This window comes from Aquimarina mycalae (genome assembly GCF_029906345.1).
Taxonomy (GTDB): Bacteria; Bacteroidota; Bacteroidia; order Flavobacteriales; family Flavobacteriaceae; genus Aquimarina.
Map to the genome: position 1 here is coordinate 104,452 of NZ_JARYGY010000007.1, position 16,959 is coordinate 121,410.

The following is a 16,959-nucleotide window of genomic DNA, read 5'->3' on the forward strand; positions in this document are numbered from 1 at the left end:
AAAAAAGAATTGAAATAAAGAATATCGTAAGGAAACTTTAGTCTTTTTCTGGAGTTTCCTTTATAATACTTGGCAATACCATTGGAGCAAGTTTTTTTACTGGCGCATATAAAATAGAAGAATCTAGCGTTTCTTGTTTGATAATATTTAAACTTCTATTACCTGCATCGATAAATATAATTACTACACTGGCAATAAAAGCAAACTTTAATACACCAAAAGCAGCTCCAAGAAGTTTATTAAGAATTCCTAGAGAGGCAAAATCTGCAATTTTAGTTAATAATTTTCCAGCAAGAGATATTAGAATTACGATAGCTATAAATGTGATAGCAAATGCTGTTAGTTTAACTGCGCCATCTCCCCAATCAACTCTTTGTTCGATATAACCTCCTACAAGATGAGAGAAATGTACAGCTATATAAATTCCAGCAACCAAGGCAACCAAAGAAGCAAGCGAAACGAATAAGCCTTTACTAAACCCCTTAATTAAACCCCATAGCAATAATATTCCTAAGATGATATCTATGTAATTCATTGATGTATTTTGTTTAGACTAATATACTGTTTTATATCAAAATCAATACTGTGAGAAATTAAACTGAGCTTAATAATAAAAATAAAATGCATAGTAAGACCTATGCTTTTAGAAATACATTCTAAAAATAAAATTAGGTGTAATCCCCAAGGATTCTTGACGAATTATATCCAATTCTGGATTTCCAGTATTAATATTTTCATCGGCTTGATAACTTACAGCGATAGGAACTTGTCTGTTGTACACATTAAGAATCGAAGCTCCGATTTGACCGTTCCATGTTCCTTTTGTATTAAAATTAAATTTATAAATAGCAGAAGCATCTAAACGATGATATTCAGGTAAATTACGTGCATTTGTTGCACCAAATTCGATTTCTTCATTTATAAGATCAGCATCAGTAAATGGAGCGCCAGATCTCCAGGTCCAACCTAAAGAAAACTCCCATTTTTTATGCTCTAAGGTGCTAGAAAATCTAAAGTTATGTGTAATGTCATTATTTCCTGGGAAAGGTGTGTCCTGTATCTCCGAAAATGTATATTCTACATCATTAAAAGTATAACCAATCCATGCTCTAAAATTTCTAAATCGTTTCTTTAGTAATACATCTACTCCAATAATACTACTCTTTCCAGAAGAAAGATCATTATTGATGTTATTAAATCCATTGGTTAGCGAAGTTAGGCCATCAATTTTTTTGTAATAACCATCAATTTCAAAATTCCAATCGTTTTTAGAAAATAATGCTCCGCCAGAGAATTGCGTACTTTCTAATACAGGAACTTCTTCATTATCAGAATGAATCCATATGCTGTTTGCCAATCTAAGTTGAGTATCCTCAAATTCGATTAATTGGCTGATAGGTTGATATCTAAGTTCTCCAGTAGCTTTTAAACGGAAATTTTTAGTAATAGGATATTCTATATGAATTCTGGGCTCAGTATACAATTGATCTACAATCGAATAATGAGAAGTTCGGATTCCAAGGTTGATAGATCCTTTGTTTTTAGTAGAAATTATATAATTAGCATATAAGGAGTTAGCACTATTTTTTATAAGATCAGTTTCATTAATAGGAGTTTCTAATTCACCTTCTCGAGTAATGTTATAAAAAACCTCATTATTAGAGAACTCATAACCTAATGTAATCGAATTCTTTTTATTTAAATCATATGTTATTCCCAAATTGACACCTATATCTTCCACCGTATTTTTTCGAATAGATTGCTCTTCTATTACTAGATCTTGCCGTTCAGTAAATGTATAATCCGAGTCATGTTTAGAATAATATCCTTTAAGCACATGATGGATACGACCTAATTTAGTACCAGTCCAGGAAAAACTGGCGCCTTCATTTTGTATTGTAAGATCATCCGATAACAAGTCTTCTTCATCATTTATTTCAAATACAAGGTCATTTTTGGTATAAATTCCACTAATCAGAATTTTATCTTGTTCTGAAGCATTGATAATTAGCTTTGCATTGGTATCATAGAAGAAAAAATTATTATTTGCAATTACCTCTTCTATTTCGTCCTCTTCTGTATCAATTGGATTGAGTGCATCTGTTATTTTAGTATTCTGAAATACTTTTTCAAAATATGCTGCGTAGGTAGGAGTTTCAAGTACATCGGTATAGGCTCTTCTTCCAGAAATAACCAAACCAACAGTATTGCTTATGGGAGTTTTTATAAAAACATCTGCATGAGTACCATTAATCCCTAAACCACCGCTAAACTTCTTTGGGATTTCCTTATCACTAGTAATGTCTATAACACCAGATACTCTATCTCCATATTCGGGATTAGCGCCTCCTTTATATACTTTGGTATCAGCAATCACGTATGGGTTAAAGGCAGAAATCAATCCAAATAAATGCCCTGTATTATACATTTTTATACCATCCCATAAGATTAGGTTTTGATCAGGAGAACCTCCTCTAATTTGAATACCTGTGGCAGTTTCATCAGGACTAGTAATTCCTGGAATCAATTGTAAACTTTGAAAAACATCAGGTTCGATTTGACCAGGTAAAATACCTAAATCCTCATTGGAAATACTTAGAGTTCCATCAATGTTCTTTCCAAGGCCTTTGGTTATATATTCTACGATAAGAACTTCTTCTAGAGCAGTACTTTGTTTGACCAATCTAATTCGCTGACAATCAGTTTTTTTAAAAGAAGTTACAGGGATGGATTTTTCAGCATACCCAACGTATTGGATGGTAATAGTTGTGTTTTTATCTATTTTTTCTAGAGTAAAAAAACCATTTTCGTCAGAAATAACACCCTCGTTAGTATTTTTGAGAATAATAGATGCGTATGACAATGGGCCATTAGTATCAGCGTCAAAGATATACCCGCAAATAGAAGTTTTAGTATCAGGTTTACTAACCGTTACTTGTCGATCCGAAATTTTATTAAAATTGAGATTGGTTAATACTCTTAATCGTTTCAAAATTTCATCTAAAGAAGTATTATTAAGAGATAAGGTTACTACTTTGTTTTCTACCACATCGTTACTAAACGAAAATATGAGTCCATAGGACTCTGAGATTTCAGTAAGCACTTGCGACAAAGGGGCTTTTTTATATTTTTTAGTTACTTGAGCTTGCGCAGAGAAGACTAGAAATAATAACAGAAACAAAGTTTTTTTCATCAAAATAAAATAATAGGTAATATTAAATTTTTGAGCTCTTTATGAGAGATAATGATTTTATATAAGGCTTAGTACAAGCTTTTAAAGCTGCTATTTGTTAGCTAGTTTTATATTAGAACCATTCACTACATATTCTATATTCATTGGAACAAAAACAGCCTCTAACGCAATAGAGATATTGTTATGAACAAACCCTCCAGAAAATAGTTTATTTCCATCAATATTATCTCTTGTAAAAGTAACATCATACTGACGTTCTAATTCATCAAGAACCTGATGCAGTGGTGTACTTAAGAAAAGACTTTCTCCGCGTTTCCATAATGGTTCAGATTCTGAAATGGATCTTTTATTTAAAGTGCCATTCTTAAGTAAAACACCTTCTCCTTTCTGAATAATCTCTTCTTCATTTTGATTGGTGCCTACACGTACTTTTCCTTCATAGCAAACTACTTCAAATACTGATACTCTTGATTTTACATTAAAAACAGTTCCTAATACCTCTATGATTCCCGAATCTGTTGAAACTACAAAGTTGTCACCCGTTTTTACTGTAAACAAACCTTCTCCTTCTAATGTAACTACTCTATTTTTTGACCAAAAGAAACGATTATAGGTTAAGGATGATCCTGCATTAAGATCCACTTTGCTATCATCTGGTAAAATGATAGCAAGCTGTGTTCCCCGATCTGCGGTATAGGTAACTTTATTAAAGAACAACCCAAGGATTAGCAGGACAGATGCAGCTGCAGAGATTACATAAAGTAAAGGTTTCAAACGGATGACTTTTCCTTTTTGCTGATGTTGTAGTTTTTGTAAGGTTGTGGCTAAAGACTTTTCTTCATCAAAAGAAGGTGCATGAAAATATTCAAGACCCTTTACAATTTTTTCGTAGTCTTCAAACTCTTCAGACTTTTTTAATTGTTCCAGTTCCTGAGGTGTTAAATCATTGTTTAACCATTTTCCTAAATATGGATCTTTATCCTCGGACATCTAAATTAGTATTTGTTTCTCGAATAATTTGGGTTGTTGTTTGCCTTATAACCGCCGACAAACTAAATACCCTACCCAAGCTAAATATTTTTTATAAGTTTTCTTAGTTTTTTTAGTGCATTGTGCATTCTCTTTTCTACAGCTTTAACCGATATGCCTAGCATTTCTGCAATTTCATTATATGTTTTCTTATCGATACGATTTAATAAAAAAACTTCTCTTTGCGCCTCGGTAAGATCCGCAATAGCTTGCTGCAGCTTGATCATAAACTCTTTTTCTTCTAAAATAAAATCAGGAGATTCATGATTTCGATCTCTGTGAGATAATTTAGAATATTCTAGTCTCACTTTTTGATGCTCTACTTGATTTAGAAATAAGTTAGTAGAAACCTTGTATAGAAAAGCTCGTGCTTTCTCAAATATTATTTTTTTACAATTATTCCATAATCGAATAAAAGATTCCTGCATAATGTCTTCTGCCTGATCTGGATTTCCACATTTATAATAAATGTGATTTCTGATAGTCCTAGAATGTGTTTTAAACAACTCATTAAATACAGGTTGCTCACAAACAGATTTAGAAGGGATATTCATAAACGGAATATTTTTTTTTTGATTGAGGGTAGGGTGCTTTTCTTATGGCCGGTTATACAGCCAAAAATAACTCTTTATGAATTCCAAAACAAATCTTAGAATCATAGTACTTTTAATTACAGTCATTGCTATCACATCTATCGGTTTTAAACTAAAACCAGTATTAGAAAACTATGATGACTTTAGTCCAGAAAAAGTATATAAGGTAAAATATAGTTACTTTTTTAAGTCAGCGGATAAAAATACATATGTAAAAACATTCATTCCGCAAGATAATGCCAGACAAAGAATCTCTGGTGAAAACGCACAAAACAACAGTACATTATATTTTAATAAGAAAGAAGGTAAGCACGATAATATAAGAGCTATCTGGAATACGAAAGATAAGAACATATATCATTCTGTTGACTATGAGTTTACATTTGAAGGTAAAGATAAAAGCTATATTATCCCTAATACGTTCATAAAAGCATCTGATTCTTATAAAAAATATCTTGAACCTACTTTAAATATTCAATCAGATGATGAGGCAATAGTTGCATTAGCTACCAAACTTGCTCAAAATGCCGAAAATGATAAAGAGATTATTAGAAATATTTTTGACCATGTGTTACAAATTCCTTCTGCGCCTATTATAACATTAACGGATGCATTAACTGCAATCCAGCAAAACAAAGCATCTTGTAATGGAAAGAGTAGATTGTTTATCGCTTTATCAAGAAACTTAGGATATCCAGCAAGAATCAAAGGTGGAATTATTGCAGAAAACGCGAATAAGAGAACATCTCATGTTTGGGCAGAAGTGCTGATTAACGAAACCTGGATACCCTTTGATACGTTAAACAATCACTTTGCCTATATACCTTCTAATTATTTAGAAATCTATACAGGAGACGAATTCTTAATTACACATACCTCTGGAATCCAATTTGATTACACTTATTTGATTCATGAAGTTAATCATATTAATTTCTTAAAAATGAACGCTTCAGAAATTCGGGAATTATCTGGAATTTCTCTTTGGCAACTTGTAGAAAGTGGGGTGATCCCTAAGAACTCGTTAGATCTTTTATTGCTATTGCCTTTGGGAGGATTATTGGTTGCCTTTTTAAGAAACGTGGTAGGAGTAAAAACGTTTGGAATTTTTCTTCCAGTTTTGATTGCATTCTCGTTACTACATATAGGTTTCTTGTCGGGAATTATATTATTTGTGGGACTCATACTATTGGTAGGATTGATCTCATATCCGTTTGATAAAATAGGGTTGTTATATACTCCAAAATTAGTAGTATCCCTTACTATTATGGTAGGTTTAATGATTATTGCCACTACATTAGGATTGAAGTATCATATTTCCTGGCTCACAACACTTACTTTTTTTCCAACAATTATCCTGACGATCGCTGCCGAAAGGTTTTCGCGAGCAACAATAGAAGATGGATATAAGATGGCTGTTGACAAATTGTTTCAAACCTTAATAGCAACTACAATCTGTTTTGGATTATTGTCTTGGCAGGCATTGCCATCTATCTTAATCATCTTTCCCGAAGTTATTCTTTTGATCATTACTTCAGCAATTTTATTAGGAAGATATATTGGTATTAGATGGGTAGAATTCTATCGCTTCAAACCATTGTTCAATTAGAACAATATAAATAGTAGTAAGTAAAAATATTACTTGAATATCTCAAAAAAACTTGAAAACTATGTTATCGACAATGCTAAAAATAAAATCAAGAAGAAAATCAAATGTGATTGGTTTAAATGAGAGAAACATTAACCTAATCTATCCTAATAATGAAAAGAAACATTATCCACTTGCCGATGATAAAGTGTTGACCAAGGAAATTTTGCATCAATATAATATTCCTTGTGCTGAAACCTATGCAGTGATCGAGTACAATAGTGATATTAAGAAAGCATGGGAAATATGCAAAAAATATAACGCGATGGCTATTAAACCTGCCAATGGATGTGGTGGAGGTGGGATAAAAATTGTTCGTAAAGACAGAGATGGAAACTGGACAAGTAGTGGCAAAATAATAACAGAAAGACAGATTTTTCAGCATATGGCAGCAACTATTATGGGATTCTTTTCTCTAGGTTCTCATGATAGGGTTTTAGTAGAAGAGTGTATAGAGCCTCATCCTTTTTTTCATGATATATATCCGCAGGGAGTTCCTGATTTTAGGATTATCACATTACATCAGGTTCCTCTTATGGGAATGTTACGAATGCCTACAGATAGATCCGATGGAAAGGCAAACCTTCATCAAAATGGTGTAGGTATTGGAGTAGATCTAGACAAAGGAACATTAACTGAAGTATACGATGGTAAAAATTACTTTGATCACCATCCTGATAGTAATTTTTTAATCAAAGACCTTCCTATCCCATATTGGAAAGAAATCATAGAAATATCAATTGAAACCGCAAAGGTATTCCCTTTACATTATTTAGGAATAGATATCGTAATTGATAAAAATAAAGGCCCACAAATTATGGAAATTAATGTGCGCCCTGGATTAGGAATACAATTAGTGAATAAACAAGGATTAAAAAAAGCAATAACAGAAAAAATAAACAAGTAATACAAGGAAAACAACACATATGAATTCATTAAAAACAACCATAACAACTATCCTGGTACTAGCAAGTATTGGTGCATATTCACAAATCAAAAATACCTTACAAGCAGAAACTCAAATAGGGTATGAGTATAACTATTTTCGTAGTCCTGATGAAATACGAACAGAAGGAGTTATTTTGAATAAAGATGATTTAATATCCAGTAGTTTTTATCAGGATGTTGAACTTAATTATAAGTTTCGATATAAATGGAATAAAAATAGACTTAGAGTCTATGTAAACCCTTTTTCAAGACTATTTTACGAGAATTTTGATGATAGTTATTGGAGCTTGAATGTAAATGCAAAGTATGATCACCAATTTAATAAGTCTATATCCTTATTATCAGAAGTAAGGTTTCTGAGAATGAATAGAGAGGGACTTGGCGGAGATCAAGATGTACTAATTAATCCACTTGGATATACCAATTATGGAGGAACCTTAGGATTAGAGTTAGCACTTTATAGAAATAATGAACTTACAGTAGAAGGGTTTTATAATTTTAAAAATTTTGATGCTTTTGGGACTCGTGATTTACAATATCATGAGTATGGAGCACAATTTTCTTGGATGCAGGTATTTAGAGTTAATAAGTTGAAACACAAAATAGGTGTAACGGGATATGTAAAAAAGAGATTGTATGATACATTTAATGCAAGTGATATTGAGTCCAATGGAGAAAGAGATTGGGATTACTTAAAAGGAACCTTGTTTTATAAATTGCCATTGCACAGGCATTTCGAAGTAAAACCAAGCTTTGTGTATTATGTTAGAATTGACAATTCTACCAATCGTTCTGGATTTAATCAATATGGTCCAGGAATTGCCCTGAAATACGATAATAATAAAACGAAGATAAGAGGTACGTTTTCGTTCATCACTAGAAATTATACAGATATCGAAGCCAGGAATACTGATGGACTTATTGGAGAACGATTACAATATGAATATGCTAACTTTCAATTAAATGGCGCCCATAAAATTGGAAACGGGTTTTCATTAACCGCAACCCTGTTTTCAAAAATCCGTAGTACAAATTATAGTGATATAGATGCAAGATCTTTTAGAAATTATAGGAATCAATATGCCGGAATCGGCGTATTGTGGGAGTTTTAAGATTTCTCCCAAATGATGGTTGGTTTTTTTAGTTAAGCGTTACTTTTGTAGCGCTTAATTTTTTATGTAGAAATTGAAAGTATAGTACAGATACATTATGGCTAGAGACGAAAAATTAAAAGAACGCTGGGAAGAATTGGTGACGAAATTATCAAATCAATTTGCTGATGGAGATGAATTAGATCTCGATGCAATTATTTACCTTATCGGAGTACAAGAATTAGGACAGGTACATCGTAGATTTAAGAAAGACGAAAAGTTAGATCTTATGCATATTGCGATATGTCGATTATTAGAACCATATGGTTATTATGAGTTTGATTATTTTGATGAAGAAGGATGGCCTCATTATATTGTAAAAGAAGAATTACCTAATCTTAAGGCAGGAGAGCAATCAGTACTTATGAAAGAAGCAATAGTTAGTTATTTTCTGACAAGTAAGTATATTTCTTAGTTGTGTGTAATCTGAAAAACTTCATACATTTGATTTGAATCATCAATTTTCTTTATTTGATTTATTAATTCTAATTGGAATAATTCAAGGAATTATTACGGGTGTATTATTACTAAATTCAAAAAAGAACAAAAGGAGTAATAAATATCTTGCTTTAGCCTTATTTTCTTTTTGTTTTTTAAGTACTAAACCTCTTTTACATACATTACAACTTTGGGATACTAAGCTATTTAGGTTTTTTCCAAATGCTATTGAACTAATACTGTCACCTTTGATATATTTCTATATAAGGTCACTTGTAAACCCAAAATTTCATTTTAAAACTAAATTCTGGCTACATTTCGTACCATTCTTTTTGTCTCAAACCTATGCGTTTATTGTATATTTTTCTGCTTTAAGAGTAAATGATTTTAGTCAAAAAGATAGTATTGCCAAAAACCTTCATTTCAATGATATAAAACAGTTAGATGAATATGTACTCTTAATTTCCTTAGCATTGTACTTGTTCTATGGATATAAGGAATTGATAAATTATAAAAAGTGGCTAGATAATACAACTTCAGATAGCTCATTTCCTGATTTTAAATGGTTAAAAGATATATTTGGCTTATCCACAATTATTGGTGTATTTTTAGTAATAAATCATTCGTTAGATATTTTTTTAGATTTAAAAAGCAGATCCATAATACATTATGACTTGCTCATGCTTTTTATTTCATTCGTAATTTACTATTTAGGGTTAAAAGGGTATTTGCAACCTGATTTTTCTTTTATAAGGAGTGAAACCAATGCCGACAATAAAACAGATGTTGCTTTATCTGTTGTTAAGGTTAAAGAAATAAAAGTACTACTATCGAAAGCGATGGAAGAAGATAAAGTATTCCTGAATCCTAAACTTACTATTAAAGAATTGTCTGCTATTTTAAATGTTCCTCAAAGAGAAGTTTCTATATGCATCAATAAACACTTCAAATTAAGTTTTAGAGAATTCATTAATAATTATCGAGTAGAAGAAGTGAAATCTAAATTAAAGGATAAAGATTTTAGCCATATGTCTATTCTGGGAATAGCCCTAGAATGTGGTTTTAATTCAGAAGCTAGTTTTTACAGAGTATTTAAAAAAAATACTGGGATATCACCAAAGGAATATCTTCAGCAATAAAGATTGTATATAATCTTCATTTTTCACTCTCAAAAAGTGTTTTGAGAGTCTTGTATGCCTTTTAAGAGTAACAAATGCGATAATTCTTTTGTCTTTTGTACAAATCTTAAAAACATCATGAGACGAAAAACAATCAAAAAATGGGTATTAGGAATAACTTTAACTGTGATTACTGGAAGTATAGTATCCTGTTTAGGTGTTAAATCCCAAATAAATCAACATCTCGGAAAAAAAACAGAACTAGTCAACACATCAAACTTTAAAACATCTTCGGGTTCAATAGCCATAAAAAATATAAGCGCACTTTCATCAGATTGTTCACAAATGTTAGACAGTTTGACGGTCTTAATAAAAGATGGTAAAATTATAAACGTAGCAAAACAAGTTGATATAACAAGTGATTATACCATAGTAGACGGAACTGGAAAATATCTAATTCCAGGGCTTATCGACACACATGTTCACCTAAAAAACAGTAAAAATGATTTGTTACTTTATGTGGCTAATGGTATTACATATGTGGGCGAAATGACTGGAAGTAAAAGACATTTACAATGGCGTGAAGAGGCTAAAAGCGGCTCACTTAGTCCTAGAATATATGTAGCAACAAGAAAAGTAGGAAGCCAAAAGGGTATAATTCGAAAAATAAAAGGAGCTTTTTTTGATCAACCTCTTAATTATACAAAAACAAAAAAAGCTAGAAAAGCAGTTCAAAAATTTAAAGAACAAGGTTTTGATGCAATTAAACTTAATGGCACTTTAAATAAAGAAATATATGAAGCCATAACAAATGAGGCTAAAAAACACAATGTTCCTGCGATTGGTCACTTAAGCTTTTCTGTTGGATTGGATGGTTTGTATTCTTCGGGGCAATCACAATTGTCACACATAGAAGAGATTACTAAAAACACAATGGAAGATTATACAGGAATTGTGTATAATACACCAAATGAATATCTAGATTACCTAAATCAAAAGAGTGATTCTATTGCCATTAAACTTAAAGAAAGTAATATAATCGTAGCTTCTACAATATCAGTTATTGAAAGCGTTCCAAAACAAAATTTTGATATAGAAAATTTCTTAGAATCTATTGAACTTGAATATGAAAACCCTGGACTTATTGAAGGTTCTAAATTAGCAAAAGGCTGGTTACCTGGGAATAACAGTTATGAAAATATGGAAATTAAAAACAATCCCGAGCTAGTTAGAAAAAGTAAAATATTCTGGGAAACGTATGTAAAGGCGTACTATATCATGACTAAAGCTTTAATCAGGAATGGTGTCACTATAACTGTCGGAACAGATGCAAATGTTACTGGTGTTATTCCAGGTTTTTCTTTGCATGATGAATTAGAATCACTTAGTAAATGTGGTATGTCAAACTCGAAAATTCTTCATGCAGCAACAATAGCACCAGCTCAATGGATGCAAAGTGAAACTGGAAAAATTAAAATAGGATATGACGCAGATTTAGTTATTTTAGAAAAAAACCCTTTGATAGATATCAAAAATAGTAGAACAATTAATACTGTAATTGTGAATGGAAAACTTTTGAATAGGAAAGAACTAGATTCAATATTACAATCAGTAAAAGAAGCTAATAATAGAAGTAGAAAAATTAGTATTGATAAATTTATTAACTAATAAAATACGCAACCTTTAGGAAAGTAATGTATCTTCTACTTAAAAAGTCTCAAAAACAATCAATTATGAAAAAACGTATTCTTTTGTTTGCTATTTCCTTTTCCATGGTAATAATTTCTTGCGGAGATGACGATGATGGGATCGATCAAGATCTCTTGATAGGATCTTGGAAATTATCTCAAGAATTCGAAGATGGTGAACTTATTGTATCTGATCCTTGTGATTTGCAAGGAAGTTTAACATTTAATGCCGATGGTACGTTAGAATCAGAATTTTATGAAGAAGACGGAAATGAAAACTGTATTTTAGTAGTAGAGTATGAAGATACAGGAACTTGGGAAAATAAAGGAAATGGAATATATACCTTTATTATTGATGGAGAAGCTAGCACTGATGAAATCAAATTTTCTGAGAATACTTTTTATATAGAATACTCTGATACTTTTGAAGGAGAAACTACAGAGTTTAGAGAAGTATTTGAGAGAATTTAGAGAATCTTCAAATAGCAATTATTTATCTTAAAAAAGATACTTTTACTAGAGTATCTTTTTTTATTTTTATAGATGTAATTTTTAAAAAATGATTGTTTTTCAACACCCAATGGATAATGGTCCGATTTATCGGGAAACTATTATGGGGAGATTGCCTGTAGAGCCATTTAATACCGTGAGTAATCTAATTTTTTTAATCATAATCATTTATTTCTCTATACGAGTATATAAAAATCCAAAGCAACACTTGTTTTTAGCGTTTAGTTTACCAGTTTTGGCAATTGGTTTTATTGGAGGCACTTTATTTCATGGTACCAGAAGTCATCAAATATGGTTGTTTATGGATTGGGTGCCAATAATGATATTATGTTTGTCTGCTGTTTTTTATTTCATTTTTAAATTATACAGAATTTGGTGGAAAAGAGTATTGGCATTTATCCTGATTTTTGGAGTTTCTTTTGCAGTAAGAATGTTGCCAATTCCACCAACCATAAGAATTTCATTGGGATACATAATTACTGCAGTTACAGTTTTGCTGCCGATTATCTTATATCTTATAAAAACAAAAGGGAAAAATAAAGAAATGATTATGCTAGCCTTTGTGTTTTTTGCTATTGCAGTAAGTTTTAGGAGTGCAGATAAGTTTTGGAACACTAATATCTTATATATGGGTACCCATTGGTTATGGCATGTATTCGGAGGAATATCAGTTTTCTTTTTGATGCTATATACCTATAGAGATAACCTAAAACAAAAGAAAATCCTTTCTGAAAGGTGATTTTTCTAGAAATAACACATTTTATTACCTAAAAGGACACATTTTTGTACACACATGTACACTTTTATGTGTACAAATCTTAAATTTGCCCTCTATTAAGAAAAAGATCATGATCGATAAGATTAAAGAATATATCTCAGAAGTTGAGGATTTCACGGCAAAGACCAAAGAAGAAGTTGAAGCATTCAGAATAAAATTTTCTGGTAAAAAAGGATTGGTTAATGATTTTTTTACAGAATTCAGAAATATTGCGAATGATCAGAAGAAAGAATTTGGTCAAGCCATAAATGCACTAAAAGTCGCTGCCGAAGAAAAGGTAAAGGCATTAAAAGATGAGCTAGAATCCAAAGATGAAGAAAAAGGAGCTTATGGAGATTTAACACGTCCATCAGAACCAATTACGCTAGGATCTCGCCATCCAATTTCTTTAGTAAAAAATCAAATTATCGATATTTTTTCGCGTATTGGATTTAATGTAAGCGAAGGACCAGAAATTGAAGATGACTGGCATAATTTTACAGCACTTAATTTACCAGAATATCACCCAGCACGTGATATGCAGGATACCTTTTTTATCCAAACAGATCCTGATATTTTATTACGTACCCATACATCTTCTGTACAGGTAAGATATATGGAAGAAAATAAACCTCCGATCAGAACAATTTCTCCAGGAAGAGTATATCGTAATGAAGCAATCTCTGCCAGATCACATTGTTTCTTTCATCAGGTAGAAGGATTATATATTGACAAGGATGTTTCATTTGCAGATCTAAAACAAACCTTACAGTATTTTACTACAGAAATGTTCGGGAAGTCTAAAATTAGATTACGCCCTTCTTATTTCCCGTTTACAGAGCCAAGTGCTGAGGTAGACGTGTATTGGGGATTAGAAACCGAAACAGACTATAAAATGACCAAAGGAACTGGTTGGTTAGAAATAATGGGATGCGGAATGGTAGACCCTAATGTATTAAAGAATTGTAATATAGATCCAGAAGAGTATAGTGGATTTGCATTTGGTATGGGAATTGACCGTATAGCACTTTTGTTATATGGAATTTCTGATATTAGAATGCTAAGTGAAAATGATGTGCGTTTTCTAGAACAATTTAAGTCAGCATTATAAATTGAAGAAAGATATAGAAATACCTGTTGTAGAGAATGTTCATATCGCAGTAGTCAAAGAATGGAATGAGGAGTTTGGCGGGCACGATTGGAACTCTTACATCATTAATGATCAAGAAATACCTATCGAAATGGTTTTTGTTGTTACTAAAGGCTATGATACCGAAAGAAAAACTTCTTTACTTAGACATGGTATCGGAACGATTAATGCCAAATCTTCTGCTAAAATTGAAATGATTCAAGAAGAGTTATTTGCGATGAATAATGAATTTTCTGTCTCATTCTTTGCAGAAGGAAAGCTATTTGATAAAAAATATCTTTTTAGAAAAAACTCCATCAACGAAAATGCTTTTCGTGATCTACCAGTAATGAAACAACGAGGAGTATTGGTTTCATAAACTTCATCTCAAGTTAAATAACTTGCACAAAAACAGGTTAATACCCCGTTACTTACATCTAAAATGATGCTACTTTAGCCTCATGTTTCCAGATTTTAAAATATAATCAACAACAGCTTTTTGAAATAACAAAAAACAAAGAGCTGTTACATCATATATCCCCTAAACGATTGGAGTGCCAACGACCAATTGTAATGGGGATTTTTTAATCTTAAAACCTAAATATTATGAAAAAAGTAGTTTTTTTAGCCGCAGTAATTACATTAAGTGTGTTCTGTGCATGTGAGAGAGAAACGGTAGACAATACCATTGTTGAAGAATCAATTGATTGGAACACCAATACGTTAGATGAAACCGATGGAAAAGCCAATTGGGGGAGATGTTATTATTATGTTAGGAAAGGGCTGAAGTTTGGAGGAACATGTTACTCACAGTTTATAGGAATATGTGACGTATATAGAATATGTATACCTGAACTAGTTTTTGATCCATGTCAATTTGTTCCTTGTTGGATTGATATTTTTGATCCGTGGATCATTTATGAAAAGATTGATCCCAGAGAGTTTATTTCTTTTAGAGATAAACTAGATTTAAAAATAGACCCTAGAGAAAATGTATTTCCATTTGCGCTTAATGAAGGGATCGCAGGATTACAGTTTTATCAAGACGAAGGCTTTTTAAGAGATAATACCTTTAACCTGGAAGAAGATCTTATATTGGATGCCGAAACTTCAAAAGAGCTTGGACTACACGGAAATGTAATAAAAGCTGGGAAGTATCCTGTTATTATTAATGAAAGAAATAAAACTTTTAATGCTATTCTAGCTGTAGAAAAGGGCTTTGAGCGTTAGTTCAGTTAGTGTTGGCATGTAAAAGAGGCTGTTAAGAATTCATTCTTAACAGCCTCTTACTATTTTTATAGTATGGTTCTTATTCCTTTAATTCAAATACAATAGGCAAAGAATATTGAACATTAACATTGACACCATTTTGTGATCCTGGTATCATTTCAGGCAATAGATTGATAACTCGTTTAGCTTCTTTTTCTAAATCTGGATGAGGTGCTCTTGATTGTACACCGACAATTTTACCTGTATTATCAATTTTAAATCTTACATAAATTCTTTGTTGTCCATTTAATCCAAGATCCTCTCCGATTTTGGTGTTAAATTGCTTAGCCACATGTTGAGATATTTTCTGTGAAAAACACTTTTTTGTCTCTTCTCGTGATAAGTCTTCACATCCTTGAAATACAGGAACATTTTCTATAACACCAAATGGGATTTCTGCATCTGCAACTACATCCTTAAAAAATGGTTCAGAAAAACCGTTTTCGGTAGTTAATAATAATAGTCCTTTTAATGCTTTTCTTTCTTCTTCAGTCATTTCCCCTTTTGCAGCGATAGATTCCTTTAACTCAGCAATATTATTTAGAATCGTACTTTGAGATTTTGATTTATTATCTGAGTCGTTTACTAACTGGGCATTAGCGTCTTCAGTACAGGAAGTATACACTAACATCATACAGACCACAGGTACTAATAATAGATACTTTAATTGAAAGATTTTTTTTGATTTTGATTTTTGTAACATAACAAGTCGATTTTTGATTAATGAATGGTTAAAAAATGTATTAATAAATGAAATTTTCTCTGTTTGAAAAACCTGAGATAAAAGATTCTGATAGTATTCTTTTTTGCTTGTTTCTGAAATAGCTTTGGCATCTGCAATATATTCCTGAAGCATTGCCACTCTGTTTTGATATATATAGATTAGTGGATTAAACCAGAACAGAATGCGCAATAGTTCAAAGAAAATAAGATCCAGTGAGTGATATTCTCTTACATGAATTTTTTCGTGTAGTAGAACATTGGTTTTTTTGATTTCTGAAAGATTATTTCCGATGTAAATCGTATTGAAAAAAGAAAATGCAGTAGTGGTGTTAGGTAATGAAATAAGGGTAATGTTTTTTGCTTGGATTTTGGTTCCAGACCTTTTTAATTTGAATATTTTAAAGACTTTATAAAGAAATAAAAATAGGCTTGCAGCGATTCCTATGTACCATAAGTACCCAAAAACGGGTATCAAAGTAATGTAATTAGATACTTGGCTTTCAGAGCCTATTACAACTTCAGGTAAAAGATGAAGTTGCATAGGAGAATTCGTAATAAGTACTTCTGGCAATTGTATACTGTAAGCTGTAGGAATATGTTGTCTTATGAAATCCAAACGAATAAGAGGAAGCAAAAAACTTAGAACGGGCGTTATCAAAAGATACACTCGATTCCAATTAAAAAAAGTTTCCTTTTTAAGAAATAGGTCATAGGTTACTAAAAAAAGTAGTTGAAATGCTATGATTTGTAGGATATAATGTATCATAA

Annotated in this window: 16 protein-coding genes; 11 read left to right on the plus strand and 5 right to left on the minus strand. The window is 31.5% G+C overall.

What is annotated here, in order from left to right:
• Positions 1–37: 37 nt before the first annotated feature.
• The 4 genes from QBK95_RS16930 to QBK95_RS16945 form a co-directional block, all read right to left on the minus strand.
• Positions 38–535 carry a CvpA family protein gene (locus tag QBK95_RS16930; RefSeq protein WP_280935737.1) on the minus strand — a complete coding sequence of 166 codons (498 nt, stop codon included), beginning with the start codon at positions 533–535 and terminating at the stop codon, positions 38–40.
• A 108-nt stretch (positions 536–643) separates the two neighbouring features.
• Positions 644–3,193, minus strand: a complete 2,550-nt coding sequence (locus QBK95_RS16935) for a TonB-dependent receptor (RefSeq protein ID WP_280935738.1) — start codon at positions 3,191–3,193, stop codon at positions 644–646.
• A 90-nt stretch (positions 3,194–3,283) separates the two neighbouring features.
• Positions 3,284–4,183 (minus strand): FecR family protein, encoded by a 900-nt coding sequence (locus QBK95_RS16940; RefSeq protein ID WP_280935739.1) that lies wholly within the window; start codon positions 4,181–4,183, stop codon positions 3,284–3,286.
• A gap of 80 nt (positions 4,184–4,263) precedes the next feature.
• Entirely contained in the window at positions 4,264–4,776 is a 513-nt protein-coding gene (locus QBK95_RS16945) for an RNA polymerase sigma factor (protein ID WP_280935740.1), read from the minus strand.
• 76 nt (positions 4,777–4,852) lie between these two features.
• Here QBK95_RS16945 and QBK95_RS16950 point away from each other — a divergent pair, with 76 nt between their 5' ends.
• The 11 genes from QBK95_RS16950 (at position 4,853) to QBK95_RS17000 (ending at position 15,429) form a co-directional block, all read left to right on the plus strand.
• The gene (locus QBK95_RS16950; protein ID WP_280935741.1) at positions 4,853–6,421 is read left to right on the plus strand and encodes a 7TM domain-containing protein; all 1,569 of its coding nucleotides are present in this window, start codon (positions 4,853–4,855) and stop codon (positions 6,419–6,421) included.
• Positions 6,422–6,494: 73 nt separating this feature from the next.
• Positions 6,495–7,367 carry a sugar-transfer associated ATP-grasp domain-containing protein gene (locus tag QBK95_RS16955; protein ID WP_280935742.1) on the plus strand — a complete coding sequence of 291 codons (873 nt, stop codon included), beginning with the start codon at positions 6,495–6,497 and terminating at the stop codon, positions 7,365–7,367.
• A gap of 19 nt (positions 7,368–7,386) precedes the next feature.
• On the plus strand, positions 7,387–8,520 hold the full coding sequence (locus QBK95_RS16960; protein WP_280935743.1) for a hypothetical protein: 1,134 nt from the start codon (positions 7,387–7,389) through the stop codon (positions 8,518–8,520).
• Between the two features lie 97 nt (positions 8,521–8,617).
• A complete protein-coding gene (locus QBK95_RS16965; RefSeq protein ID WP_280935744.1) occupies positions 8,618–8,974 on the plus strand; it encodes a hypothetical protein in 357 nt (118 codons plus the stop codon).
• Between the two features lie 34 nt (positions 8,975–9,008).
• The gene (locus QBK95_RS16970; RefSeq protein ID WP_280935745.1) at positions 9,009–10,136 is read left to right on the plus strand and encodes a helix-turn-helix domain-containing protein; all 1,128 of its coding nucleotides are present in this window, start codon (positions 9,009–9,011) and stop codon (positions 10,134–10,136) included.
• Positions 10,137–10,253: 117 nt separating this feature from the next.
• Positions 10,254–11,783 (plus strand): amidohydrolase family protein, encoded by a 1,530-nt coding sequence (locus QBK95_RS16975; protein WP_280935746.1) that lies wholly within the window; start codon positions 10,254–10,256, stop codon positions 11,781–11,783.
• Between the two features lie 65 nt (positions 11,784–11,848).
• Positions 11,849–12,274: a lipocalin-like domain-containing protein gene (locus QBK95_RS16980; RefSeq protein ID WP_280935747.1), complete on the plus strand. Its 426-nt coding sequence runs from the start codon at positions 11,849–11,851 to the stop codon at positions 12,272–12,274.
• A gap of 88 nt (positions 12,275–12,362) precedes the next feature.
• The gene (locus QBK95_RS16985; RefSeq protein WP_280935748.1) at positions 12,363–13,052 is read left to right on the plus strand and encodes a ceramidase domain-containing protein; all 690 of its coding nucleotides are present in this window, start codon (positions 12,363–12,365) and stop codon (positions 13,050–13,052) included.
• A 109-nt stretch (positions 13,053–13,161) separates the two neighbouring features.
• The gene (gene pheS, locus QBK95_RS16990; protein ID WP_280935749.1) at positions 13,162–14,181 is read left to right on the plus strand and encodes a phenylalanine--tRNA ligase subunit alpha; all 1,020 of its coding nucleotides are present in this window, start codon (positions 13,162–13,164) and stop codon (positions 14,179–14,181) included.
• A gap of 1 nt (position 14,182) precedes the next feature.
• Complete coding sequence (locus QBK95_RS16995) at positions 14,183–14,578, plus strand: hypothetical protein (RefSeq protein WP_280935750.1); 396 nt, start codon at positions 14,183–14,185, stop codon at positions 14,576–14,578.
• Positions 14,579–14,805: 227 nt separating this feature from the next.
• The gene (locus QBK95_RS17000) at positions 14,806–15,429 is read left to right on the plus strand and encodes a hypothetical protein (RefSeq protein WP_280935751.1); all 624 of its coding nucleotides are present in this window, start codon (positions 14,806–14,808) and stop codon (positions 15,427–15,429) included.
• A gap of 79 nt (positions 15,430–15,508) precedes the next feature.
• On the opposite strand, the gene QBK95_RS17005 is transcribed toward QBK95_RS17000, so the two are convergent.
• A complete protein-coding gene (locus tag QBK95_RS17005) occupies positions 15,509–16,957 on the minus strand; it encodes a M56 family metallopeptidase (RefSeq protein WP_280935752.1) in 1,449 nt (482 codons plus the stop codon).
• Positions 16,958–16,959 lie beyond the last annotated feature (2 nt).